General features: G+C 63.6%; 22 protein-coding genes and 1 CRISPR repeat array (1 of these 23 running past the window's edge). Of the genes, 5 read left to right on the top strand and 17 right to left on the bottom strand.

Annotated features, from left to right (window positions below):
* A CRISPR array of direct repeats spans positions 1-2,675; the repeat unit is 37 nt; unit sequence GTTTCAATCCGCTCCCGGCTTTTCGGCCGGGAGAAAC (it extends 452 nt beyond the left edge of the window).
* A gap of 185 nt (positions 2,676-2,860) precedes the next feature.
* Genes cas2 through cas4 form a run of 3 tightly spaced genes read right to left on the bottom strand, consistent with a single transcriptional unit; the run spans position 2,861 to position 4,826 of the window.
* A complete protein-coding gene (gene cas2 / locus H7A13_04865) occupies positions 2,861-3,151 on the bottom strand; it encodes a CRISPR-associated endonuclease Cas2 (protein MCP5332672.1) in 291 nt (96 codons plus the stop codon).
* Positions 3,152-3,159: 8 nt separating this feature from the next.
* Positions 3,160-4,194, bottom strand: a complete 1,035-nt coding sequence (gene cas1c / locus H7A13_04860; GenBank protein ID MCP5332671.1) for a type I-C CRISPR-associated endonuclease Cas1 — start codon at positions 4,192-4,194, stop codon at positions 3,160-3,162.
* A gap of 5 nt (positions 4,195-4,199) precedes the next feature.
* The gene (gene cas4 / locus H7A13_04855; GenBank protein MCP5332670.1) at positions 4,200-4,826 is read right to left on the bottom strand and encodes a CRISPR-associated protein Cas4; all 627 of its coding nucleotides are present in this window, start codon (positions 4,824-4,826) and stop codon (positions 4,200-4,202) included.
* A 51-nt stretch (positions 4,827-4,877) separates the two neighbouring features.
* Here cas4 and H7A13_04850 point away from each other — a divergent pair, with 51 nt between their 5' ends.
* Together H7A13_04850 and H7A13_04845 are read left to right on the top strand one after the other, a co-directional pair.
* Positions 4,878-5,129: an addiction module protein gene (locus H7A13_04850; GenBank protein MCP5332669.1), complete on the top strand. Its 252-nt coding sequence runs from the start codon at positions 4,878-4,880 to the stop codon at positions 5,127-5,129.
* Entirely contained in the window at positions 5,126-5,419 is a 294-nt protein-coding gene (locus H7A13_04845) for a type II toxin-antitoxin system RelE/ParE family toxin (GenBank protein ID MCP5332668.1), read from the top strand. Before H7A13_04850 ends, H7A13_04845 begins: the two co-directional genes overlap by 4 nt.
* An 11-nt stretch (positions 5,420-5,430) precedes the next feature.
* On the opposite strand, the gene cas7c is transcribed toward H7A13_04845, so the two are convergent.
* Genes cas7c through H7A13_04815 form a run of 6 tightly spaced genes read right to left on the bottom strand, consistent with a single transcriptional unit; the run spans position 5,431 to position 12,023 of the window.
* Positions 5,431-6,408 (bottom strand): type I-C CRISPR-associated protein Cas7/Csd2, encoded by a 978-nt coding sequence (gene cas7c, locus H7A13_04840; GenBank protein ID MCP5332667.1) that lies wholly within the window; start codon positions 6,406-6,408, stop codon positions 5,431-5,433.
* A 2-nt stretch (positions 6,409-6,410) separates the two neighbouring features.
* Positions 6,411-8,183 carry a type I-C CRISPR-associated protein Cas8c/Csd1 gene (cas8c, locus tag H7A13_04835; GenBank protein ID MCP5332666.1) on the bottom strand — a complete coding sequence of 591 codons (1,773 nt, stop codon included), beginning with the start codon at positions 8,181-8,183 and terminating at the stop codon, positions 6,411-6,413.
* The gene (cas5c, locus tag H7A13_04830; protein MCP5332665.1) at positions 8,173-8,949 is read right to left on the bottom strand and encodes a type I-C CRISPR-associated protein Cas5; all 777 of its coding nucleotides are present in this window, start codon (positions 8,947-8,949) and stop codon (positions 8,173-8,175) included. The genes cas8c and cas5c overlap by 11 nt, the downstream gene beginning before the upstream one ends.
* Positions 8,950-8,958: 9 nt before the next feature.
* A complete protein-coding gene (cas3, locus tag H7A13_04825; GenBank protein MCP5332664.1) occupies positions 8,959-11,307 on the bottom strand; it encodes a CRISPR-associated helicase Cas3' in 2,349 nt (782 codons plus the stop codon).
* Between the two features lie 18 nt (positions 11,308-11,325).
* Positions 11,326-11,745: a type II toxin-antitoxin system VapC family toxin gene (locus H7A13_04820; protein ID MCP5332663.1), complete on the bottom strand. Its 420-nt coding sequence runs from the start codon at positions 11,743-11,745 to the stop codon at positions 11,326-11,328.
* Positions 11,742-12,023, bottom strand: coding sequence for a type II toxin-antitoxin system Phd/YefM family antitoxin (locus tag H7A13_04815; protein MCP5332662.1), 282 nt, complete (start codon positions 12,021-12,023; stop codon positions 11,742-11,744). Before H7A13_04815 ends, H7A13_04820 begins: the two co-directional genes overlap by 4 nt.
* Before the next feature lie 389 nt (positions 12,024-12,412).
* Here H7A13_04815 and infA point away from each other — a divergent pair, with 389 nt between their 5' ends.
* On the top strand, positions 12,413-12,631 hold the full coding sequence (infA, locus tag H7A13_04810; protein ID MCP5332661.1) for a translation initiation factor IF-1: 219 nt from the start codon (positions 12,413-12,415) through the stop codon (positions 12,629-12,631).
* A gap of 36 nt (positions 12,632-12,667) precedes the next feature.
* On the opposite strand, the gene clpA is transcribed toward infA, so the two are convergent.
* Complete coding sequence (gene clpA / locus H7A13_04805; protein MCP5332660.1) at positions 12,668-14,932, bottom strand: ATP-dependent Clp protease ATP-binding subunit ClpA; 2,265 nt, start codon at positions 14,930-14,932, stop codon at positions 12,668-12,670.
* A 20-nt stretch (positions 14,933-14,952) separates the two neighbouring features.
* Positions 14,953-15,402 (bottom strand): ATP-dependent Clp protease adapter ClpS, encoded by a 450-nt coding sequence (gene clpS / locus H7A13_04800; GenBank protein MCP5332659.1) that lies wholly within the window; start codon positions 15,400-15,402, stop codon positions 14,953-14,955.
* A 217-nt stretch (positions 15,403-15,619) separates the two neighbouring features.
* Here clpS and H7A13_04795 point away from each other — a divergent pair, with 217 nt between their 5' ends.
* Positions 15,620-16,063 (top strand): universal stress protein, encoded by a 444-nt coding sequence (locus H7A13_04795; protein MCP5332658.1) that lies wholly within the window; start codon positions 15,620-15,622, stop codon positions 16,061-16,063.
* A 27-nt stretch (positions 16,064-16,090) separates the two neighbouring features.
* Here the strand turns inward: H7A13_04795 and H7A13_04790 are convergent, their stop codons facing one another.
* Positions 16,091-16,888 (bottom strand): MOSC domain-containing protein, encoded by a 798-nt coding sequence (locus H7A13_04790; GenBank protein MCP5332657.1) that lies wholly within the window; start codon positions 16,886-16,888, stop codon positions 16,091-16,093.
* A 167-nt stretch (positions 16,889-17,055) separates the two neighbouring features.
* Between H7A13_04790 and H7A13_04785 the strand changes: the two genes are divergently transcribed.
* Positions 17,056-17,502 carry a PaaI family thioesterase gene (locus H7A13_04785; GenBank protein ID MCP5332656.1) on the top strand — a complete coding sequence of 149 codons (447 nt, stop codon included), beginning with the start codon at positions 17,056-17,058 and terminating at the stop codon, positions 17,500-17,502.
* A 4-nt stretch (positions 17,503-17,506) separates the two neighbouring features.
* Here H7A13_04785 and mtnA read toward each other — a convergent pair whose 3' ends face one another.
* Genes mtnA through H7A13_04760 form a run of 5 tightly spaced genes read right to left on the bottom strand, consistent with a single transcriptional unit; the run spans position 17,507 to position 22,736 of the window.
* The gene (gene mtnA / locus H7A13_04780; protein ID MCP5332655.1) at positions 17,507-18,535 is read right to left on the bottom strand and encodes an S-methyl-5-thioribose-1-phosphate isomerase; all 1,029 of its coding nucleotides are present in this window, start codon (positions 18,533-18,535) and stop codon (positions 17,507-17,509) included.
* A gap of 16 nt (positions 18,536-18,551) precedes the next feature.
* Entirely contained in the window at positions 18,552-19,790 is a 1,239-nt protein-coding gene (gene ccmI, locus H7A13_04775) for a c-type cytochrome biogenesis protein CcmI (GenBank protein MCP5332654.1), read from the bottom strand.
* Positions 19,787-20,266 carry a cytochrome c-type biogenesis protein CcmH gene (locus H7A13_04770; protein ID MCP5332653.1) on the bottom strand — a complete coding sequence of 160 codons (480 nt, stop codon included), beginning with the start codon at positions 20,264-20,266 and terminating at the stop codon, positions 19,787-19,789. The genes ccmI and H7A13_04770 overlap by 4 nt, the downstream gene beginning before the upstream one ends.
* Positions 20,263-20,796, bottom strand: a complete 534-nt coding sequence (locus tag H7A13_04765; GenBank protein MCP5332652.1) for a DsbE family thiol:disulfide interchange protein — start codon at positions 20,794-20,796, stop codon at positions 20,263-20,265. The genes H7A13_04770 and H7A13_04765 overlap by 4 nt, the downstream gene beginning before the upstream one ends.
* Positions 20,793-22,736 (bottom strand): heme lyase CcmF/NrfE family subunit, encoded by a 1,944-nt coding sequence (locus H7A13_04760; GenBank protein ID MCP5332651.1) that lies wholly within the window; start codon positions 22,734-22,736, stop codon positions 20,793-20,795. The genes H7A13_04765 and H7A13_04760 overlap by 4 nt, the downstream gene beginning before the upstream one ends.
* Positions 22,737-22,746 lie beyond the last annotated feature (10 nt).

The following is a 22,746-nucleotide window of genomic DNA, read 5'->3' as shown; positions in this document are numbered from 1 at the left end:
GGCTTTTCGGCCGGGAGAAACCACCCATCCCAGTGCCGTTCGACGACAGCAAATTGTTTCAATCCGCTCCCGGCTTTTCGGCCGGGAGAAACTCACTGGCCGGCTGAATGCGCCGAGGTCATCGTTGTTTCAATCCGCTCCCGGCTTTTCGGCCGGGAGAAACCCGTCGTCTGGATTTTGTTCCGCAGCGCCGCCGTGTTTCAATCCGCTCCCGGCTTTTCGGCCGGGAGAAACCACGCCAACCTATGTGGCAGGCACCGATTATGAGCTGGTTTCAATCCGCTCCCGGCTTTTCGGCCGGGAGAAACTCCAAGCATGGTGCCCAGCAACACGCCAGCGCCTGTTTCAATCCGCTCCCGGCTTTTCGGCCGGGAGAAACGTTGCCATTGCCTGCATTGATGTTGCAATGTCGACCGTTTCAATCCGCTCCCGGCTTTTCGGCCGGGAGAAACAGGTGCATCACAGAACGCGCCGATTCCTATTCAGGTGTTTCAATCCGCTCCCGGCTTTTCGGCCGGGAGAAACCGCTGGTTTCACAACTGTTTTTGCTGTGGTGCGTTGTGTTTCAATCCGCTCCCGGCTTTTCGGCCGGGAGAAACGCGCATAGAGGCTGACGTCTCAGGGTTCTCGCCTGTTTCAATCCGCTCCCGGCTTTTCGGCCGGGAGAAACCTACCGCATCTTAATTTAAGTTGTTATTGAGGAGTGTTTCAATCCGCTCCCGGCTTTTCGGCCGGGAGAAACTATCCTGCACCTGGGAGGTGCCGGAACAAAATTCGTTTCAATCCGCTCCCGGCTTTTCGGCCGGGAGAAACTTATTGCGCACGGATATGGCGGCTATTCTGTTTGCGTTTCAATCCGCTCCCGGCTTTTCGGCCGGGAGAAACTTGTTTGTGCCCCCCTGCTATATCCAATCGAGCGAGTTTCAATCCGCTCCCGGCTTTTCGGCCGGGAGAAACGGCAGCGACCCATTGATGTTGCCGGCTGATTGCCGGTTTCAATCCGCTCCCGGCTTTTCGGCCGGGAGAAACACGGCGGCACCGTGGATCCGTCAAGGTCGCAGCGCAAGTTTCAATCCGCTCCCGGCTTTTCGGCCGGGAGAAACACCTGTTCGGCGGCTACAAAGCCGGCGGCGGGCTGTTTCAATCCGCTCCCGGCTTTTCGGCCGGGAGAAACCGTCGCAGCTCGATGTGGGCGGCAACGACTACCTTGTTTTCAATCCGCTCCCGGCTTTTCGGCCGGGAGAAACGCGTGTTGCTGGGCACCATGCTGGGCGTGGCACTGTTTCAATCCGCTCCCGGCTTTTCGGCCGGGAGAAACGCGGATTACCCGCGAGCCGGCGCCGGCGTTGGCCGTTTCAATCCGCTCCCGGCTTTTCGGCCGGGAGAAACCTGCCGCTTGACATCAACTTCATCGCGCACCATGGTGTTTCAATCCGCTCCCGGCTTTTCGGCCGGGAGAAACGTGGCATCACCCTCAGACAAATTGCCGACCATCGTTTCAATCCGCTCCCGGCTTTTCGGCCGGGAGAAACGCCTACTCACTGCTGCTTGCTGGTCGCGGGTCAGGTTTCAATCCGCTCCCGGCTTTTCGGCCGGGAGAAACCCAGCGCCTGCACGATGCGCGGCGCAGTATCGATGTTTCAATCCGCTCCCGGCTTTTCGGCCGGGAGAAACCTCGATACGCCGAGCTGATACCACAACCCCTTTTTGTTTCAATCCGCTCCCGGCTTTTCGGCCGGGAGAAACACCAGAGCGGCGGCCACGTCATCCGCCATGTCGATGTTTCAATCCGCTCCCGGCTTTTCGGCCGGGAGAAACCGCTGCTTGACCTGCAGAACATCTCGGCCGATCTGTTTCAATCCGCTCCCGGCTTTTCGGCCGGGAGAAACCGACGGCATTGCCGCCGAAGACCGGGCAGTGATAGTTTCAATCCGCTCCCGGCTTTTCGGCCGGGAGAAACAGGGGGCCACCTGCTGCTGGTCGCTGTTGCGGGTGTTTCAATCCGCTCCCGGCTTTTCGGCCGGGAGAAACCGACATCCCAGATGGCGGCCAGCATCTCTGCCGTGTTTCAATCCGCTCCCGGCTTTTCGGCCGGGAGAAACCCGCGCCAGCCGAGCCTGCCCCGCTGGGTCGTTCAAGTTTCAATCCGCTCCCGGCTTTTCGGCCGGGAGAAACCGGTATCAGGTCTGGCTCCATCAGCTCAAGCGAAGTTTCAATCCGCTCCCGGCTTTTCGGCCGGGAGAAACCGTCGCAGCTCGATGTGGGCGGCAACGACTACCTTGTTTCAATCCGCTCCCGGCTTTTCGGCCGGGAGAAACGCGACCAACGTGAGTACCATTCACAAGCTCATCTAGTTTCAATCCGCTCCCGGCTTTTCGGCCGGGAGAAACGGCGATATGCGCAGAGTCTTGAGCAGCAGCGTAGGTTTCAATCCGCTCCCGGCTTTTCGGCCGGGAGAAACGCAACGGACGCACCCGGGAACTCCTCGGGCGGACGGTTTCAATCCGCTCCCGGCTTTTCGGCCGGGAGAAACGCACAATGAGCAACATCTACGCTCACCCCATCATGTTTCAATCCGCTCCCGGCTTTTCGGCCGGGAGAAACCATGCAAGAGGGCCGGTTCCCGCGGCCCGTGCATGTTTCAATCCGCTCCCGGCTTTTCGGCCGGGAGAAACTCCGCCTCGGCAACCGTTGGCCGCCAAAGCGAATTTGTCGTGTGCTGCGCGAACCTTCCGCGGCAGGTCTGCTTGCGTCTTGGTTGAAGCACGTGCGGCACAACAATTCTCTATGTTTTCAATTGGAAACGTGTCGCGCGAACCGTCCGGGGAATTTCACCTCACTCAGGGTCCGCGCAAGTCCATCAAATCACCAACGGCCCCTCGAAGTCCACCGCCCGGAACACGCCGTACTGCTTCACCCGAAGGTGGGCCGATTCGGTGATGCGGTAGAAGCGCAGGTTGTCTTGCGCCTCGTCGATCTCGGCGAGCAGCGCGCGTTCGAGCTGTTCCAGCTGCATCTCGTTGACTTGACACTCGAACACCGATTTCTGCACCCGCTGGCCCGTGCTTTCGCAGACCTTGGCCACGCGCCGCAGGCGCCGACGGCCAGCGGCGGTTTCGGTGGAGACATCGTAGGTGACGACGACCAGCATGGCGGCTCCTATCGCGGCAGGTACGGCAGGTAGCCGTCCATCTCGCCGCGCACGGTGCGCGCCATCAGCCGCGCCTGGACGAAGGGCACGATGCCGATCGGCACCTTGATGCCGAGCAGCGGGTGGGTGATCTCCTCCTGCTTGCGTTCCTGCCAGGCGGTGACGACGGCGCGCCGGCCGCTGTCATTCAGCATCACGGCGCCGCCTTCACGTTCGTCGAAGTCGCGCGGGCCGAGCTGACCGCGGTTGATGAGGGTGAGCGCCAAACGGTCGGCCAGCGTTGAGCGGAATTCCTCCTGCAAATCCAGCGCCAGCGCGGCGCGTCCTGGGCGCACGGCGTGCAGGTAGCCGAGTTGCGGATCGAGGCCGACGGTTTCGAGCGCCGAGCGGCAGTCGTTCATCAGCATGGAATAGAGAAACGACAGCAGCGCGTTGAAGCGGTCGAGCGGCGGGCGGCGGGTGCGGCCGTTGAGGGCGAAGTGCTCGCGCGCCTGCGGTTTGACGACGAGATTGAGCGCCGCGAAGTAGCCGCGCGCGGCCTCGCCCTCCACGCCGCGCAGGGTATCGAGATCGCGTGTTTGCGCCAGGGCGCGCAGTGAGGCGGCCAGGTTGTCCGCGGCGCGGGTGAGCTGCGCCTGTTCATCGGCATCGGCGGCCTCGCGCGCCGCGCGCAGCAGCAGGCCGCGGCTGTTTTTGAGCTTGCCGGCGATGAGGGCGCGGGCGAATTCCAGCGCAAAGGCGCCATCCGCCGCGCTGCGGTGGTGTGACTGGCGCAGCAGGATGTTGCCGGACACCGGCCCTTCGAGCCGCGCCTTGAAGCGGCCGCTGCCATCCAGCAGTACCACGGATTTGCCCTCGTCGGCCATGCGGTGCAGCAGCGCGGGCGAGACCAGCACATTGCCGAAACAGACCAGGCTGCCGAGGTGATGCAGCGGCACCTGCAGGCGCTTTTCGCGCTCCACGTCGATGCGCAGGGTGCTGTTTTCCAGGTGCGCGTAGGCGTTGGGCGTCATCACGTAGAGCGTGTTTTGCAGCGTGTACACGGCGGCTAAGCCCCATCTGTGGCGCTGAACATTTCGGCGCGCAGTTCACTTTGCACGTCCCGTGCGGCGAGCGCCGGCTGGCAGATCTCGATCAGCGAGCACTCGCGGCAGCGCGCGTCGTTCACCGGCGGCGGCAGGCGGCCGCTCGCCAGCATGGCGCGGATCGCCTCGGCCGTCTCGACCACCAGCGCGCGCAGCGCCGGGGTGATCTCCACCTCGCGCCGGCGGCGGCTGGATGCGTGGTAGATGGCGCCGTGTGTCACCGGCCGGCCGAGCATCTCTTCGAGGCACATCGCCTGGGCGGCGAGTTGCAGATCGTCGTTCAGCCACTTCTTGCGGGCGCCGTGCTTGTATTCCACCGGATAGACGGTGCCATCCGGCCAGAACTCGACCACATCGCACTTTCCGATCAACCCCCTCTGGTCGGACCAGACCGGTAGCGCATATTCCACTCGGGCGCCCGATTGCTTGGTTTGGTAGGCGATCCGATCCACCCGGCCATGCTCGGCGTTGCCACGCGCCGTATGGATGTTGTCCGCGAACTCGCCTTCCATGTGAATCAACCCACAGCGCCGGGGACAATAGGCGTAGTGGTTGAGGGCTGAGAGGGGGATGGGGTCTGTGTCAACCATGTTCACGCTGCTAAGATGCGGCCGAAACCCACGCAATGTCGGAGGTGCCCGATGGCGACCCATTTTGAACAGATCGAGGCCCTGGCCTTGGCTTTGCCCATCAAGGAGCGCGGTGAATTGGCCCATCGGCTGATCGTCAGCCTGGATGGCGAGCCCGAAGGAACACCCGAGGAAATCGCCAAGGCGTGGGACGAGGAAATCGCCCGGCGGGTGGCGGACATGGAAGCCGGACGAACCAAATGGATTCCCGCCGAGGAGGTTTTTGCGGAAATCGACGCGCTGATTGCCGCACACGATAAGTGAGGCAGATATTCGAGCCGGCGGCTCGCAAGGAGTTTGCGGACGCCGCGCGCTGGTATGCAGCGGAGGCCGGACCGCTTCACGCCGCGGACTTCAGAAACGAAGTCCACCACGCCTTGTCCCTGCTGAGCGATCATCCGGCGATGGGGACGCCAGCCGGCGGCAACACCCGACGGATGGTGGTTCATCGGTATCCCTATTTTATCGTCTACCGCGTCCATGCCGGCCGGCTGCATATTTTGGCCTTGGCGCATCAGAGCCGCCGGCCAGGGTATTGGGCCGACCGGAGGTAGTGCGCACTCCATCAATGGCATGGCTCGATCAGCTCGACGCCATTGGGCAGACGGTCGCGATGCACGACAACGCGGTAATCTGCAAAGCTGCGCGGTGAGCCCGATAGGTCATCGCGGTGGCTGATGTCGATGATGGCGTTATCCAATGGGCGCGCTGGCGTGGAGAAATCGAGCAGCCGATGCGCTGGCGCGCAGCCCAGCATTGCCTGGCGCACGCGCTGAGCGGCATCGGTGTCGGTGCCGACGTGTTTGAAGACATAGAGCCCGCGGCAGGACATCACGCCCTTGGATGCGGAACGGTCGTGGTCCCACATGCTGCAAAGTGCCTGCCAGAGGTGCGCCAGATCTTCGTCGGAAAAGCCGGTGCCAGCCGCGAGGTTGGCCGACACGAAGCCCTTGGCGACGTAGAGACCGTAGGGGATCAGGGCCTTGCGGCCCATGGTGCGAAGCTTGTCTTCCTCCTGCTTGTTTTCCCAGTCTTCGTAATCCTTCACGGTCGTTGCGCCGGCGACTTTTTCTGCGACGGCCATACGGGTAATCGATGCATCCATCGGTAGGATAGGATCGACAGAGCGGGAAAAAGACACCTGAATCGGGCCGCGTACTTGGCCGGCATTGGCGCCGGTAGACATGACTGCCCCAAAGGCGCGCACGTCGAAGAACTGTTGACACATCCAGCTACGGGCATTGTTGACCTGAGTGCGATTGGCGCCGCCGCCCGGCGCACCGTTAGTCGCGATGTGCGCAGCGGTGATGGGCTTGTTCAGGTTAGTGGCGTGTTCCACAAAAATGGCATTGGGTGCCGTATTGCCAAAGGCCGTCTGAATGTAGTTGCGCACCCGCCGCTTGATAGCCACGTCGGATACCAAGCCGTGCATATCCTCCGGGTCTATACGCGGGCTGTTGCCGGCATCGGGGTCGCCGTTGGGGTTGCCGTTCTCGCAGTCGAAGAGATAGAGGAATTCGTAGCGGTTCTGGATGGCACTCATGTTCAGACTTCCTGTTGGCTGGTGGTTTCGGTGGTTGATTTGTTGCCGGCGCGAAGTTGGGCCAGTTTCTGATAGTAGCCAAGGGCGAACAGCCCCTGTCCTTCAAGGTCGAGGATGCGCGGGGCGGCATCGCCCAGCCCGCTCATGATTTCGGCGATGCGCTCCTCGTACCACCACGCCAGGCCGGGTTCGAGTTTGGCGAGGTGATTGCGGGCATTGGCCGCCAGCCGGCCCAGCACGAGGCCGGGGGTCTGGCTTGCAGCGGCATAGAAACGCTGCACGACACCGGCGCCGACATCGCCCAGCGCGGCGCGCTGAAGATTGGCGAACATTGCCAGCAGCCCCCCGCAGTGGTAGGCCGGTGCCGGGTGATTAGGGTTGTAGGTCACGGTCATGGTGGTGTCACCTCCGGGTTTTGATCGAATGAAATAGGCTTTGATGAGGCCCATTCGGGCGTGGTTGAACGCGGGTTGGTCCTTGTCCACCAGATCGGTGCGGAAACGGCCCAGCGCCTGCGCCAAAAATGGTTGTGGGATGGGCAATCCCTGAATCGCCGCTTTCCATAAAGTCGCGGCGGTGGGCGCTGGCAGGTCTTTCAGGTCGCGCACCAGAGCGCCGCACACCGCCATGAATTTGGGATCGCGTGCGTTGCCGTTGCCGTCACGGGCAACAATCTGAAGGTCGGCGAACCAAGCCGTGATATGGCTGACCAGATTCTCGAATGAGCCTTCCATCCAGTCACGCACCATCACCCGGCCGGCCGCTCCGGAAAGGGTCAGCGCGTAATAGTGGTTGTTGGCCAAGTCGGGCCGCTCTCCCGCGCGAATGGCATCGAGTAGCCTGCGGGCAGCGGCAAGGGAAGCGGCTTCGCTTTGTTCGTCGGCTTCGAAGTCCACCAAAAAGGCGAGTGGGTCGTCCTCCGGTGGCAGGCTGTGACGGTACCAGTGAGCCACTAACGTATTTGCCAGCTTGCGACTGTGATGTCGGATCAGATAGTTGAGTGCGTCGACGTATTTTTGAGTGGCCTCCGCACTCATGGCGGCATTGGCTGATTGGTCGAGCCCATAGGAACAGAAGGCGGCTTTGTCGAAACCTACCAAGACATCTCCAAACGAATTAACTTTGCCTTTAGCATCAGGTAATCCAACAATTTTCGGATGTGTCGGGACAGCCTTGACAGGTAGGCCCGTTACAAAGCACGTCATCGCATTCTCGGGCACGTCTTTCTTGGCAGATTTCGTTGCCGCCGGCTTCTTCGTTTGAGCGACATCCAACTTGTTCCGCCACCAAGCTTGCACCTCGGTTTCCAAGCGCGGATCGCGGCCATCAATCCGCCAAGTCACCCAGTCGGATGGCTTGGCTTTGTGCGTCGCCAAGGCCGCGCGTATTTCGTCTCGTCGATGGCCGACGTCCAGGATGTCGATCAGCACACCCAGCTGCGGGCATGATTGCGCAGCATCTCGCACAAGTTGGGTATAGAAGCGATGCCTGATTTGTGCGCCGGCCATTTTTTTGTCTTCTTCGTTGGCCTTGAACAGCAATGCAACGGTCTGTGCGGACTCCACCAGAAAGTGAGATTTACCGCCGGCATTCATGCCACGCATGTCGGGACAGCGAGGCAGGTCCGCGCCGCGCTTGCCGTCGCCCAGCGGCAGGATACCGAGAAAGCGGCCGTCGGCGGCCAGCTCAATGCTCCAGCGCACCTCGCGGGTTTTGAAGCCCGGTTCCGAATCAGCGAGGTGTTCATCGGTATAAGCAATCAATTCATGCAACATAACCCGCGCCTCCCGGTTTTCGCACCACGTCGCTGGAGAATGCAGGCACATCCAATACGCCGTCCCGGACACGGGCATCGAACAGGCTGATAAACGGCTTGTCTTTCTCGTTCACGACTTCCTTGCTCAAGTCGAACACGTCGTAGAGTATGAAACCCAGGTGCTGGTCGAATTGCGCTCGCGTCGCGGCGTTGCTGTCTGGGTCTTCGAGATATTCGAAGAAGGCCGGAAATTCCCGGCAGCCGAAATAGGGTTGCTGAAAACACTTGCCGGCACGGGCGCGGCGCTGGAACTGGCTGTTCATTCTGCCCCAGTCGGCAGCGAACGCGCTCTTCGGGACGATCTTTGCAGTCAGTCGGTAGCGCACATTTTTCAGCGCCATGGTCTGGCGCTGGGTTCTGCCCTTCTGATCGGTGCCGAGTTCGTCTTTGCCGCCGTCGGCCCAAATGGGCTCCGCCGGCTCGCGTCCCTCCATCCATGCCTTGATCGTGCGGTCGGCGGGGGCTTTGTCCTTTACTTCATTCCGCCGCAGAGCGATGTATCGCGGCATTTCCAACACTTCGATGCGGGTGATCTGCCAGTAGAAATAGGGACGCATGACGCTGGCCCGCCCCTGTTGCTCGCGCTTGCCGTCCCAGTAGATGGCGTCGAAGATGCCGCGCGCCGCCGACGGGGTAATGACCGGGTAGGAGAAACGCTCGACCTTCAGTTCCGGCCGGGTGAAACAGGCCAGGTCGCCCCAGACTTCCAGCGTGTGTGTCGTCATGTCGCCTCCCTATGCGATGAATAGCTGCGGGCCTTCGGGCGGTTTCAGCCCGAGGGTGTCGTGGTAGTAGTCGCCTTCGAGAATGAACCATTCGTCGGAAACACCGGCGTCCACCTTTCCGCGACGCCGCAGTTTGGCGGGGATGGCCCAGGCAGGCGGGCCGTCGTTGCGACGGTAGACGCCGACCGCCAAGCCTTGGGCGCGGCGCATCCAGTCCGCCGTGATACCGACGTCCTCGGCTTCGGCGCGCAATGCTCGAAACTCCTCCCAACGATCGGCCCAGGGAACCAGAACCTGGATGGCATCGGTGTCTATCAGGCGGTATTGACGGGTCACTTCGACAAAATCGGCCGCCGTAATGGCCTGATCCAGGTCGGCATTCTGGCTGGCCGGGTTGTTGAGGTCGTAGAGGCGGCGGTAATAGGTTTGAAAAACCGCAGGGTCGCTGATGTCGAGGTCACCCAGCGATGCCAGCAATGTGCGCGTGACCTCAGTGGCCTGGTAATAGGCATGGGTGGGGTAGCGGCGGCGCCAGTCGCCTTCTTCTTCCGGCTCGAACACGATCACTTCGCCAAGGCGCCCTTGGGCGTTCATCCGCCCCTCCCGGTTGCAGCGTCCGGCGGCTTGGGCGATCGATTCCAGTGGCGCCAGTGCTCGGTAGACACGTGGGAAATCCACATCGACGCCGGCTTCCACACACTGAGTGGAGATGAGGCGGCAGGAAAGATCATTCTTCAATCTTGCCCTGACATGTTCCAACACGGCGCGCCGATGCTCGGCGCACAGATTGGTGGACAGGTGAAACACATCCGGCGTATCGCCGAGGGCATCCAGCAGGGCCAGGGCATGGCGCTTGAGATTGACCACCACGAGCGCCTGGTCAACGCCTCTAATTTCGGCAGCAAGATCGGGCCAGCTTCGCTTGTCACCCGATGTTGGCCAAGTCGCCGTGACGCGCTTGAGCTTCCCGAACAGTTCGGGATGCTCGGGCACGATTTCGCCGGGTTGCCAACCGCTCGCCGCGTGTTTGGTGACCGGCTCGTGCAGGATATCGAAGGCTGGCTGGGTTGCGGTGGCGAAAACGATGCTGGAACGGTAAGCCGCCGACAGATGCGACAAGGCGGCCAGCGTGGGTACGGCCAGGTGCTGGGGCAGGCTCTGCGCCTCGTCGAACAGAATCACCGCCTCCATCAGATTGTGCAGCTTGCGGCAGCTTGATGGCCGGTTGGAGAACAGCGATTCCAGCAACTGCACATTGGTGGTGAGCACGATGGGTGCATCCCAGTTTTCCGCCAGCAGGCGGCGTTGACGCTCCTGCGCCCCTTCGGCATCGCGCGTATTGGATTCCTCGCCCAAACCCGCAAGGCTGTGGTGTTCCAGGATGAAGTTCTCGGGGAATCCGGCAAACACCCGCCGATATTCGCGCGCGGTCTGCTCGATCACGGTCAGGAAAGGTACCGCCAGCACAATGCGCTTGAGCTTGTGGGTGGCCGCATGCTCCAAGGCGAAGCGCAGCATGGCGAGCGTCTTGCCGGAACCGGTGGGCGCCGTGAGCGTGAACACCCCTGGAGGCTCCGCCACTGCCTCTCCCGTGGCTCGCCAAAGTGCTTCGCGCGCCGCAAGCACCTGAGCGTCCGCCCGGGTGCCGGCGCGGATGCGTTCACTCATGTAGCGATTCAGGGCGTCGATTCCCACCTCGGGATCCAGCGCTGGCCCGGCTGGACGAAGGCGCTTGCCCTGGGCGTCACCGTCGAAATGGGCTTCGGTGTCCAGAAAATCGGCATCGACCAGACACGAGAACAGCATGCGCACATCCAGCATCGCCGCGACGGCTTTCGCAAACCCACCTTGCAGGGAAATGGCTGTGGACGTCGGGGTGGGGAGTTGCAGCCCGTCGGCATGTGCTCGCTGTAGCAGCCGATCGGCGTCCGCGTCACTCAGTTGCAGATTGAAGGGATGCTGATCTGACAGTTTGTCCAGTGCCATGGCCCGGAAGGCATCGAGATTGCCCCTTTGCAAGCCGACATGGTGGCCCTGTATCGCCAGCGCGGCGGCAATGGCCCGGCATTGCGCGAGGGTGACCCAGGCGCCTTGAGACCAGTGATCGAGCCCGGAATCCTTGCCTTCCAGTCGTGCCTGAAAGCGATCTGCGTACTTGCCCAGATCGTGCAGCCGGCCAGCGAGGGCGGCTTCTTCTGCCCAAGGGGAATTCCCGGCGTAGGCGGAAGCTAATTTCGCTACCGCGCTCAGATGATCCCGGAGTAGGTGCCAATGCCCCGACGTGTTGCCACTGTGGGCGCAGAAGAGCCGCTCCCGCTCGATTTCGCAGCCTTGGTTTTCAGGCTGATACTCGTTCATGAGCGTTCCCTTGAAATTTCACCAAGCCCCAAGCACGCGAACATGCCCCGCCCGCCCATAGTCGATGATCTTGCGATCGGCGGTCACCAACGTGAGCCCCTCCACACGCGCCTCGGCAATCAGAAAACGGTCGGCGGGGTCGGCGTGCAGATCGCCGGGAAGCAGGGTGCTTTCGATGGCGACTTCAGTCGTCAATGCCCGCACCCGCAGCCCCGGCAAAGCAGCACCTTGTTCGATCCAGTCTTGCAGCGGCGCAGAAAGCACGGTGCGGTTCCTGGCCAGCAGCAGACCGATTTCCCAGGCGCTGATCACGCTGACATGGAGTCTCCGCTCCTTGCGCGCCTGATTTATCTGCGTCACGGCGTCGGTCGACAGCGTGTCCGCCAGGCCTTCGGCATACCAGAGCCAGACGTGGGTATCGAGTAGCAGGTCGCTCACCGTGCTGATTTCCCCGGAGTTATCAGCGGTCGATACAACTCGTCTTCCTCGCCGGTCTCGGCTGCGAGCGGCTCGTGGGGCACCTCGACGATGTCGCCCAGAATGGTGACGGTGCCGCGCAGGTAGCCGAACATCGATTCCTCGGTGTCATCCTCGATCGGCACCAGCCGGGCCACCGGCTTACCACGCTTGGTAATAACCAGCGGTTCGTGCGTGGCGGCGACTTCATCCAGCAATTTCAGGCACTTGGCCTTGAATTCGGCGGCGTTGATTTCCATGGGAGGCGCCCTCGAAGAGTGACCAATTGCAGTGGTCATCATAGGGTTGCAGCTGCGCTTGAACAATCGGGCCGACGGCGCCGCGGATGTGTGCCAGATGGCGGGATTGAATTGCCATGGATTCCCTCTTGATGGCCCCTTCGAAGCGCACTGGCATCGTATTCAGCTCGACCGCTCCATCAGCAGGCACCTCCGGCGCTTCAGGCTTGCACGGCTGAACCGATCATCCTGGAGGTTGCGAATAACACGCATTGCACAGGCGCGCAACCGCAGAACGATGACAGCATCATGCCATGATCGAAGCAGGGTTTTTCAATGATCGCGCTAGGAGAATCGCGCGGTTTCGGGCACAATTCGCGCTGTTTTAAGACAGTGAAGGGTCAATCCGAGTGGCGAGACAAGAATCGATCGAGATGGAAGGGGAGGTCATCGACACCCTGCCGAACACCATGTTCCGGGTCAGGCTCGAAAATGGCCATGTGGTGACGGCGCATATTTCCGGCAAGATCCGCAAGAATTACATCCGCATTCTCACCGGCGACAAGGTCCGCGTCGAGCTCACCCCCTACGATCTGACCAAGGGTCGCATCATCTTCCGCGACCGTTGAGGTCGGGTTGGCCAGCCCTGGCCAACCACCGTTCGTTCAGTTGGGGTTGAAGGTCAGTGCGAGCTGACCATCCGCGTCGACGCTGACCTTCACCTCGCCGCCATTGGCGGCCAGCGTACCGAACAGCACCTCTTCGGCCAGCGGCTTCTTGATCTGCTCCTGGATCAGCCGGTGCATCGGCCGTGCGCCCATCTTCTCGTCATAGCCATGTTCGGCGAGCCAGGCGCGTGCCGCCTCGTCGACTTCGATGAAGACCTTCTTGTCGTCGAGCTGCGCCTGCAACTCGACCAGGAACTTGTCGACCACCGAGACGATCACCTGCGGGCTCAACGGGGCGAACGGGATGATCGCGTCGAGGCGGTTGCGGAACTCCGGTGAGAACATGCGGCGGATCGCCTCCATGCCATCGCTGCTGTGGTCCTGTTTGGTGAAACCGATCGAGGTGCGGCTCATCTCGCTGGCACCGGCGTTGGTGGTCATCAGCAGGATGACGTTGCGGAAGTCGGCACGCCGGCCGTTGTTGTCGGTCAGGGTGCCATGGTCCATCACCTGCAACAGGATGTTGAACACCTCCGGATGGGCCTTTTCGATCTCGTCGAGCAGCAGCACGCAGTGCGGGTTCTTGGTGATCGCTTCGGTGAGCAGGCCACCCTGATCGAAGCCGACATAGCCCGGCGGTGCACCGATCAGCCGCGAGACGGTGTGGCGCTCCATGTATTCGGACATGTCGAAGCGCAGCAACTGCACGCCGAGGATGTTGGCCAGTTGCCGACTCACCTCGGTCTTGCCGACGCCGGTCGGACCCGAGAGCAGGAAGGCGCCGATCGGCTTGTCGACCGACTTCAGGCCGGCACGGGAGAGCTTGATCGCGGTGGCCAGCGCCTCGATCGCCTGATCCTGGCCGAACACCAGCTTCTTGAGGTTACCCTCGAGGTTGCGCAGCACCTCCTTGTCGGAGGCCGAGACGCTCTTGGGCGGGATGCGGGCGATCGAGGCGACCACCTCCTCGACCTCGGTGGTGCCGATCACCTTCTTGCGACGGCTGGGCGGCTTGAGCCGCTGCGCGGCGCCGGCCTCGTCGATCACGTCGATCGCCTTGTCGGGCAGCAGGCGGTCGGTGATGTAGCGCGCCGACAGCTCGGCAGCCGCCTGCAGGGCGCCAGCGGTGTAGCGCAGCCCGTGGTGGGCCTCGAAGCGGGACTTCAGCCCCTTGAGGATCTGCACCGTCTCGTCGACGCTTGGTTCGAGCACGTCGATCTTCTGGAAGCGCCGTGACAGTGCGCGGTCCTTGTCGAAGATGCCACGGTACTCCTGGAAGGTGGTGGAGCCGATGCAGCGCAGCTCGCCGGAGGTCAGGATCGGCTTGAGCAGGTTCGATGCGTCCATCACGCCGCCCGAGGCCGCGCCGGCGCCGATGATGGTGTGGATCTCATCGACGAACAGGATGGCGTTCTCCTGCTTCTTCAGTTCGGCCAGCAGCGCCTTGAACCGCTTTTCGAAATCGCCGCGGTACTTGGTGCCGGCCAGCAGCGAGCCCAGATCAAGCGAGTAGACCACGCTGTTGGCGATCACCTCGGGCACGTCGCCCTCGACGATGCGCTTGGCCAGTCCCTCGGCAATCGCGGTCTTGCCGACACCGGCCTCACCGACCAGCAGCGGGTTGTTCTTGCGCCGCCGGGCCAGAATCTGCACCACCCGTTGCAGCTCATGTTCACGGCCGACCAGTGGATCGATGCGACCCTGCATCGCCTGCTGGTTGAGGTTGGTGGCAAAGGCCTCCAGCGGATGCTGGCCGCTGCCCTCACTGCCGCTGCGCTCCTCGTCACCGGCAGCCGGACCGGGGTCGAGCTGCTCCTGATGGCGCGACACCTTGGCGATGCCATGGGCCACGTAGTTGACCACGTCGATCCGCGCCACCTGCTGCTGTTTCAGCAGAAAGATCGCGTGGCTCTCCTGTTCGCTGAAGATCGCCACCAGCACATTGGCGCCGGTCACTTCGCGCTTGCCGGAGGATTGCACATGGAAGATCGCCCGCTGCAGCACCCGCTGAAAGCTGAGCGTGGGCTGGGTGTCGCGCTCCTTGTCGCCTTCGGGCAGCAGTGGCGTGGTGCTCTCGACGAACTCTTCGAGATCGCTGCGCAGCCGCTCCAGATCGATGCCGCAGGCCTTCAGCACATCGATCGCAATGTCGTTGTCGAGCAGTGCCAGCAGCAGATGCTCGACGGTCATGAACTCGTGTCGCTTGTTTCTGGCACCCTGAAAGGCCAGATTCAGCGAGACTTCGAGATCTTTACTTAACATGTGCTACCTCGGATTCGGAATTACTCATCGACACGTTCAATTTCGCACAGCAAGGGATGTTGATGCTCACGGGCATACTGGGTGACCTGAAACGCCTTGGTTTCGGCGATGTCGCGGCTGTAGACACCGCACACCGCCCGACCGCGGGTGTGCACGATCAGCATGATCTGGGAAGCCTTCTCGAGCGGCATGCCAAAGAACATCTGCAACACATCGACCACGAACTCCATCGGCGTGAAATCATCGTTCAGCATCACCACCTGATACCGGGAGGGCGGCTTGAGCTTGGGCTTGGCGGATTCGATGGCCGTGTCGCCCTGCTGGCCACCGGCCGGGCTGCTTCCCCCTGCATTTCCACTAAAGGTTAGATGAAAATTCCGCTGCTGGAGGAGGGTGGAGCGAGGAAATGTGGCGTGCTTCCCACCGGCGACGCTGCCTGGATGGCTTGCCCCATGCGATCGATCTGGCATCTGATTCTCCGATTGACCCATTGCAGGGTAGAGCCCCGATATTACCTTATTCATACCGTTGGGGCATGGGCTCGATATGGCGGTGTCGGTGCCGGATTCAAGCACGAGGCGCACAGCGTCACCCGGGGTTGCGGCATGGCCGTGAGCCTAGCAAATTGATACAAAATCACTGAGAATCCGCCTGGTTTTGCAAGGCAATCACTCTGGGAGCAGCCGCATGGCCGACTATAAGAAAATTCTGGTGTCGATCGATCTCACCGCCGAGGCCGATCAGGTCGTCGAACAGGCCAGTTCGATCGCAGCGCGCTATCAGGCTGAGCTCAGCCTGATCCATGTCATCGAACCTCTCACCTTCGCCTATGGTGGCGACATTCCGATGGATGTCAGCACCATCCAGGAGGAGATCGAGACCCAGGCCAAGGCGCGGCTGCGCGGGCTGGGCAGCCAGTGGAACATTCCGGCCGAGCGCCAGTATCTGATCTATGGACGGCCGGCGGCGGAAGTCCATCGGCTGGTCACTGAACAGCAGGCCGATCTGATCGTCATCGGCAGCCATGGTCGCCATGGCATCGGCCTGGTGCTGGGTTCCACGGCCACCGCCGTGCTGCATGGCGCCAAGTGCGACGTGCTGGCGGTGCGGGTGCGCTCGGCGACCAAATAGCCGAAACGGCGTGTCTGCCGCGGCAGGCTACTCCAGCAGTTCGACCGGGTCGCCCACTGTCAGGGTGCCCGGTCCGTCATGCAGCAGGTTCTGACCGAAGTAGATCACCCCATCGCGGCGGCGAAACCGTGCCAGTGTGCGCAGTGGTTCGGCCGTGGTCTGGCCGCTGTCGGGGTCGATGCCCGGAATCGCGCAGCGCGCGCAGGGCTTGGCCACCCTGAAGGTGATGGTGCCGATGCGGAGGCGCCGCCAGCCATCCTCGGCAAAGGCGGCACCGCCGCTGACCACCAGGTTGGGGCGAAAACGGCGCATCGACACCGGCTGATCGAGACGGCTGTTGAGTTCGTCGAGTGAGGCGGCGCCGATCAGCAGCAGCGGAAAACCATCGGCGAAGCTGACCTGATCGCTGGCGGTGGCGTAGCGTGGATCGACCGGCCGCCGGCTGCTGTCGGGCAGGTGGACCAGCTGTGCCGGCCGTTGCAGAAAATCGCTGAGCCATTGATTGGCGGCCGCATCGGCCAGCAGTGCCCGGCACTGGTCGCGCCAGACGGTGACCAGTCGTTCGCTGGCCTGTTCCTGGGGTGGCGTCATGACGGTGAGGGTGTCGAAGCCGGGGGCCCGGAGCGTGATGCCGCTGTCGGTCACTCCGACCTGGATCAACGCCATCCGCGCCAGCTCGCGCTGGGTGAGAAACTGCCCGGTCGGGTCGGTCACCATCCAGCGGCGGTCGCCGCGTGGCCCCTGCGGATCGAGCTCAACGCGCTCCACGGCGTGGCCGCCGCAGGACTTGACCGGGTGCAGATAGAGTTCGCTGACACGCATCATGTTGATTCTCCAAATTTTCAAGTCCAGCGGCGGTTTGCACCGGCGCTGGCTGCGCCACTGCCTGTCCCGGTTGCCGCCTTGATGTTTGACTCCAAGCTGGTAGATTCAGCGGGGTCCTGTCAGGGCGCAAGGTGCCATTCAATCACTTTTTAAGGAAGAACAATAACATGGCGGAATTACCCCAGTTTTCGAACTACAACGAAGCCACTGCCCGCTCGCTGATCGAGAGCAACAACAGGAACATGGGTGGCCTGCCGGGCTTCATCGGCATGGAGCTGGTCGAGTTCGGACCGGGCACGTTGCGGGCCAAGGTCGAGGTGCGCGAGGAACTGCTGACCGCTTTCGGCACCATGCATGGCGGCGTCATGGCCGGTTTCATCGACCATGTGCTGGGCGTGGTGCTCTATCCGCTGATGCAGCCGGGGCAGTGGGCTGCGACCACCGAGTTCAAGCTGAACTACCTTGCCTCGGTCAGCAAGGGGACGCTGGTGGCCGATTCCGAGGTGGTCTCGCTGACCCGCACCACCGCCGTGGTGCGGGCGCTGGTGACCAACGAAGGACGGCTCTGCTGCGCGGCACAGGGTACGCTGCTGATCCGCGAGCCGCGCAAGTAGCCGCTCAGCCCTGCATTGATCCGAACAGACCCTGCTCGACATCGGCCTGGCCGTAAAGGCCGCTGTCGAGCACCCAGCCGGTCACCAGTGCCGCCGGCGTGACATCGAACGCCGGGTTGAACACCGGTGCGTCGGCGGGGCTCCATTCCAGATGGCCGTGAGCGGTGCGCACGCCGCGCACCTCGGCGCCATCGCGCTGTTCGATCGGAATCACCTTGCCATTCGGGCAGTGTCCATCCACGGTGGTGTGGGGCGCGACCACATAGAACGGAATCTGGTGGTGGTGCGCCAGAACGGCGAGCCCGTAGGTGCCGATCTTGTTGGCGAAATCGCCATTGGCGGCGATGCGGTCGGCGCCGACCAGCACCTTGTCGACCTGCCCGCTGCCCATCAGCACCGCGGCCATGCTGTCGCAGATCAGCCGATAGGGGATGCCGAATCGGCCCAGTTCCCAGGCGGTCAGCCGGCCCCCTTGCAGCAGCGGGCGGGTCTCGTCGACCCAGACCGAGATGTTCCGGCCGAGCTCGTGAGCGTGACGGATGACACCGATCGCGGTGCCGATGCCGGCGGTGGCCAGCCCGCCGGTGTTGCAGTGGGTGAGGATGCGGTCACCGTTGGCGATCAGCGTCGCGCCGTGGCCCGCCATCGCTGTGCAGAGTGCCCGATCCTCGATGAAGAGCCGTTCGGCCTCGCCGATCAGCCGCTGCGGCCAGTCATCGGTGGCGAGGGTGGCGCGCAGCCGCTCCATCGCATGCATCAGATTGACCGCGGTTGGTCGGGTGGCGCGCAGCCGCTCCAGCGCGTCGGCAATCTGCGCGCGCGGCACGCCCTGTTCGGTCAGCCAGGCCAGCAGCAGCGCGCAGCAGAGTGCGATCATCGGCGCTCCGCGCACCTGCAATGTCTTGATCATCTGCTCCAGCGTGGCCACGTCGCGGCAGGGGTGCCAGCACTCCTGCTGCGGCAGCAGCGTCTGGTCGAGCAGGAACAGTCCCTCGGCTTCGAGCCGCAGGCTGAGGCAGGAGAGTGGCTGCATGGTGCGAGGGCCCTGTTCAGCGACGCTGGTTGATCAGCAGCTTGAGCTTGCCCTGCTGCCGGGACGGTTCGATCACGCCGGAGCGGCCTTCGAGATCGCCGGCCATGGCCTGGGCACCACCGCTGCGGCTGATGCGTGCCACCACCTCGACCTGCGGATGGAGCGAGAGCTTGAGACCGGGCTGCATCGCCATCGAGTCATCGAGTTGCACCTCGCGCGGCCAGTCGCCGACTGGCAGACGGACGGCCGCCAGCGGCATCGGCGGGCCATTGGCGGCACGGGCGAAGAGCAGCAGGTGGCTGTCGGGCGACACCTCGGGCAGCAGTGCCGGATCGATCTCGATGGTCACTTCGATGCGGCCGGCCACGGCCGGTTCGGGCGGCAGCCCCAGCCGTTCGCGGGCGACGCCGATGCCGCTGCGCAGCGCATCGCTGCTGGCGCCGGCTGGCGTCCGGGTCAGCGCGTGCTGCCAGGCGTCGATCGCAGCTTGATAGTCGCTGCGGGCGAAGGCGGCGATGCCGAGCAGCCCCAGTGCGGTCGGTTCGTCGGGATCGAGTGCCAGCGCCTGCTGGATCCAGCCCTCGATCTGCGGCGTGATCTTCTGCCCGGCCTGCTGGAAGGCGACCTGCGCCAGTTGCGCATAGACCGGTGCGTTGTCGGTCGATTCGCCATTGAGGCGGGCAATCTGTTGCAGTGTGTCGGTGGCCAGGTCGAGCCGGCCGTTCTGCAGTGCCGAGCTGGCGAGCAGGTACCAGCCGGAGAGCTGATTGGCGGTCGGTTGCAGCCGGCTGGCGAGCTGCTCCTGCAGTGCCGGGAACTCCGGGCTTTCGACTGCTGTCTGCGTCAACCGCTCGCTCAGCCGGGTCAGTTCGATCTGGTCGATGCCGCCCAGACGGCCATAGAGCAGCAGCGCAACCAACGGCAGCAGGCCGGCGACCAGCAGCACCAGCCAGTGCCGCGACCAGAGGCTGGCCGGCGTGGTCGTCCCGGCCGAGCTGGGTTCGGCGCTGTCGACGTCGACCAGCAGGTCGCGCTCCAGCTCCAGCGTCAGCGCCGCCAGCGCAGCGTCGTCGATCTCGCCGCGGCGATGCTCCTGTTGCAGGTCATCGAGCCGGCGGCGATGCAGGGCCAGATTGGTCTGCTGGCGGCTCGCTTCGCTGACCTGCGCCGCCGTGGCGCGGCGCAGTGGCAGCAGGATGAAGGCGAGCGCCAGGCAGATCAGCAGCGCGATGGCCAGGGCAAACAGCGGCATCATCCGGGCGGCTCCTGTCGCTTCAGCAGTTGGTCGAGCCGGGCGCGTTCTTCGCTGCTCAGTCCGGTGGCGGGTGTTGCCTGCGGCCGACGCCGCGCGATCAGCAGGGCGACGTAGCCGAGGCCGCCCAGCAGCAGCATGGCCGGCGCCAGCCACAGCAGCCAGTTGCTGCCCTGGGCGCGTGGTTTGTAGAGCACGAACTCGCCATAGCGCTCGACCAGGTACTCCTCGATCTCCCGGTCACTGCGCCCCTCGTTCATCAACTGGTAGATGTGCTGGCGCAGGTCGGCGGCGATCGGGGCATCGGAGCCGACCAGGTTGGTATTCTGGCACTTGGGGCAGCGGAACTGGTCGAGCAGGCGGTGAAAGCGCTGGCTCTGCTCCGGCTGGTCGAACTGGTAGTCAGGCTCCACGGCGCCGAGAGTGGGGGTCAGCAGCAGCGTGCCGAGCAGCAGCCAGCGGGTCAGTGCCGCGCTCATGGCTCGGCCCGCAGTCTGTTGATGGCTGGCTCCAGCTCGTCGCGCCAGATGCGCTCGTCGATCACGCCGACCCGCTTGTAGCGGATGACGCCATGGCGGTCGATCAGGTAGCTCTCGGGTGCGCCATAGACGCCGAGGTCGAGCCCGAGCCGTCCGTTCTCGTCGAACAGGCTGAAGCGGTAGGGGTCGCCGAGCTGCTTGAGCCAGGTCAGCGCGGCCTCGCGCTGATCCTTGTAGTTGACGCCGTAGATCGGCACGCCCATCGCGGCGATCTTCATCAGCCAGGGGTGTTCGGCGCGGCAGGAGATGCACCAGGTGGCCCAGACATTGACCAGCGCCACCTCACCGGTCAGGTCGCTCTGCCGTTTGACGCCGGCCGGATCAGCGAGGGTGCCGAGCGTGAAGGCCGGCAGCGGCTTGCCGATCAGCGGCGAGGGCAGCAGCGTCGGGTCCATGAACAGCCCGCGCAGCAAAAAGGCGCCGAGCGCCAGAAACAGCAGCAGCGGGATGAACAGCTTCCAGCGCGTCATGGCGTGGCTCCTGTCGTGCGGTAGCGGCGGTCGCAGAGCGTCAGCAGCGCACCGGCCACCATCAGCAGACCGCCGAGCCAGATCCAGCGCACATAGGCCTTGTACTGGATGCGCAGTGCCCAGGCGCCGTTTTCGAGTGGTTCACCGAGGGCGATGTAGAGGTCGCGGGTGAAGCCGGGGTCGATCGCCGCCTCGGTCATGCTGTTGCCGCGGGCCTGATAGAGCCGCTTCTGCGGTGCCAGCGTGGCGATGGGGTGGCCGGCGCGGCTCACCTCGACTTCGCCATGGCTGGCCAGATAGTTGGGTCCGGCAAGCTCGCTGACCCCCTTGAACTGGAAGCGGTGGCCGGCCAGTTCGGCCGACTCGCCTGGCTTCAGCCGCAGGTCACGCTCGCTGCTGTGGTGACTGACCAGCGCGATGCCGAGCGCGGTCACTGCCACCCCCAGATGGGCGGCCACCATGCCCCAGTGGCTGATCGGCAGCCGCCGCAGTCCGCCCTGCGCGTGCAGTTGCCGCCCCTTGATGATCAGATCGAGCAGCAGCCCGGCACCGATCCAGCCGGCCAGCAGCGCCGCGATGGCGGTGGAAGGGATCAGCGCCCGCACCAGCAGCCAGGGCAGCAGCAGTGCCAGCGGCAGCGCGATCAGCGCCATCCACAGCAGCCGGCGCAGCAATTCGCTGCGGTCGGTGGCGCGCCAGCGCAGCAGCGGACCGGCGCCCATGAACAGGATCAGCAGCCCCATCAGCGGAATGAACACCGCGTTGAAGTAGGGTGGCCCGACCGAGATCTTGCGGCCGGCATTGAGCGCTTCATAAGCCAGCGGATAGAGGGTGCCGATCAGCACCGAGGCGCAGGCGACGGTCAGCAGCAGGTTGTTGAACAGCAGAAAGCTCTCGCGCGACCAGAGCTCGAAACGCGTCTGTGACGCGACGGTCGGCGCGCGCATGGCATAGAGCGTCAGTGATCCGCCGATCACCAGCAGCAGGAACAGCAGGATGAACATCCCGCGCTGCGGGTCGACCGCGAAGGCATGGACCGAAGTGAGGACGCCGGAGCGGACCAGAAAGGTGCCGAGCAGACTCAGCGAGAAGGCGAAGATCGCCAGCAGCACCGTCCAGCTCTTGAACACGCCGCGCTTCTCGGTGGCGGCCAGCGAGTGGATCAGTGCGGTGCCGATCAGCCAGGGCATGAACGAGGCGTTCTCGACCGGATCCCAGAACCACCAGCCGCCCCAGCCCAGTTCGTAGTAGGCCCACCAGCTGCCGAGGGTGATGCCAAGGGTCAGAAACAGCCAGGCGACCGCAGTCCAGGGGCGTGACCAGCGCGCCCAGGCGGCATCGAGCCGGCCGCTGGTCAGCGCGGCGATGGCAAAGGCGAAGGCGACCGAGAAGCCGACATAGCCCATGTAGAGCATCGGCGGATGGATCACCAGACCCGGATCCTGCAGCAGCGGATTGAGGTCGCGCCCTTCGGCTGGTGGAATCGGCAGCAGCCGGGCAAAGGGGTTGGAGGTGGTCAGCAGGAACAGATGAAAGCCGGTCGCGACTGCCCCCATCACCGCCAGCACCCGCGCCACCATGTCGAGCGGCAGCCGGCGGCTGAAGCGGGCCACGGCAAAACTCCAGCCGGCCAGCAGCAGCAGCCACAGCAGCAGCGACCCTTCGTGCGCGCCCCAGAAGGCGCTGAATTTGTAAATGGCAGGCAACTGGCTGTTGGAGTTGCTGGCCACATAGGCGACCGAAAAGTCATCGGTCAGCAGTGCGTGTTCCAGCGCGGCCGCGCTCAACAGCAGCAGCACGAACTGCCCGCTGGCCAGTGGGCGTGCCAGTGCCATCCAGGCGCGGCGGCCGCTCAGCACGCCGCCCAGCGGAATCACCACCAGCGCCAGCGCCAGCATGAAGGCGAGAATCAGCGCAAAGTGGCCCAGTTCGACGATCATCTGCTCGGTC

This window comes from Pseudomonadales bacterium (assembly GCA_024234215.1).
Lineage (GTDB): Bacteria > Pseudomonadota > Gammaproteobacteria > Pseudomonadales > UBA5862 > JACKOQ01.
The sequence above is the reverse complement of the archived record's forward strand: the minus strand, read 5'-3'. Positions and strand labels throughout refer to the sequence as shown.

What these genes read in the sequence shown, in the direction of transcription:
- cas7c (MCP5332667.1), bottom strand. Translation starts at nt 6,408, where the DNA reads ATGAGTGCCATCCAGAACCGCTACGAATTCCTCTATCTCTTCGACTGC.
- H7A13_04785 (MCP5332656.1), top strand. Translation starts at nt 17,056, where the DNA reads ATGGCGGAATTACCCCAGTTTTCGAACTACAACGAAGCCACTGCCCGC.
- H7A13_04790 (MCP5332657.1), bottom strand. Translation starts at nt 16,888, where the DNA reads ATGATGCGTGTCAGCGAACTCTATCTGCACCCGGTCAAGTCCTGCGGC.
- H7A13_04770 (MCP5332653.1), bottom strand. Translation starts at nt 20,266, where the DNA reads ATGAGCGCGGCACTGACCCGCTGGCTGCTGCTCGGCACGCTGCTGCTG.
- clpA (MCP5332660.1), bottom strand. Translation starts at nt 14,932, where the DNA reads ATGTTAAGTAAAGATCTCGAAGTCTCGCTGAATCTGGCCTTTCAGGGT.
- cas8c (MCP5332666.1), bottom strand. Translation starts at nt 8,183, where the DNA reads ATGTTGCATGAATTGATTGCTTATACCGATGAACACCTCGCTGATTCG.
- ccmI (MCP5332654.1), bottom strand. Translation starts at nt 19,790, where the DNA reads ATGATGCCGCTGTTTGCCCTGGCCATCGCGCTGCTGATCTGCCTGGCG.
- H7A13_04850 (MCP5332669.1), top strand. Translation starts at nt 4,878, where the DNA reads ATGGCGACCCATTTTGAACAGATCGAGGCCCTGGCCTTGGCTTTGCCC.
- cas4 (MCP5332670.1), bottom strand. Translation starts at nt 4,826, where the DNA reads ATGGTTGACACAGACCCCATCCCCCTCTCAGCCCTCAACCACTACGCC.
- cas5c (MCP5332665.1), bottom strand. Translation starts at nt 8,949, where the DNA reads ATGACGACACACACGCTGGAAGTCTGGGGCGACCTGGCCTGTTTCACC.
- H7A13_04765 (MCP5332652.1), bottom strand. Translation starts at nt 20,796, where the DNA reads ATGACGCGCTGGAAGCTGTTCATCCCGCTGCTGCTGTTTCTGGCGCTC.
- cas2 (MCP5332672.1), bottom strand. Translation starts at nt 3,151, where the DNA reads ATGCTGGTCGTCGTCACCTACGATGTCTCCACCGAAACCGCCGCTGGC.
- H7A13_04760 (MCP5332651.1), bottom strand. Translation starts at nt 22,736, where the DNA reads ATGATCGTCGAACTGGGCCACTTTGCGCTGATTCTCGCCTTCATGCTG.
- H7A13_04795 (MCP5332658.1), top strand. Translation starts at nt 15,620, where the DNA reads ATGGCCGACTATAAGAAAATTCTGGTGTCGATCGATCTCACCGCCGAG.
- mtnA (MCP5332655.1), bottom strand. Translation starts at nt 18,535, where the DNA reads ATGCAGCCACTCTCCTGCCTCAGCCTGCGGCTCGAAGCCGAGGGACTG.
- clpS (MCP5332659.1), bottom strand. Translation starts at nt 15,402, where the DNA reads ATGCCAGATCGATCGCATGGGGCAAGCCATCCAGGCAGCGTCGCCGGT.
- H7A13_04815 (MCP5332662.1), bottom strand. Translation starts at nt 12,023, where the DNA reads ATGGAAATCAACGCCGCCGAATTCAAGGCCAAGTGCCTGAAATTGCTG.
- cas3 (MCP5332664.1), bottom strand. Translation starts at nt 11,307, where the DNA reads ATGAACGAGTATCAGCCTGAAAACCAAGGCTGCGAAATCGAGCGGGAG.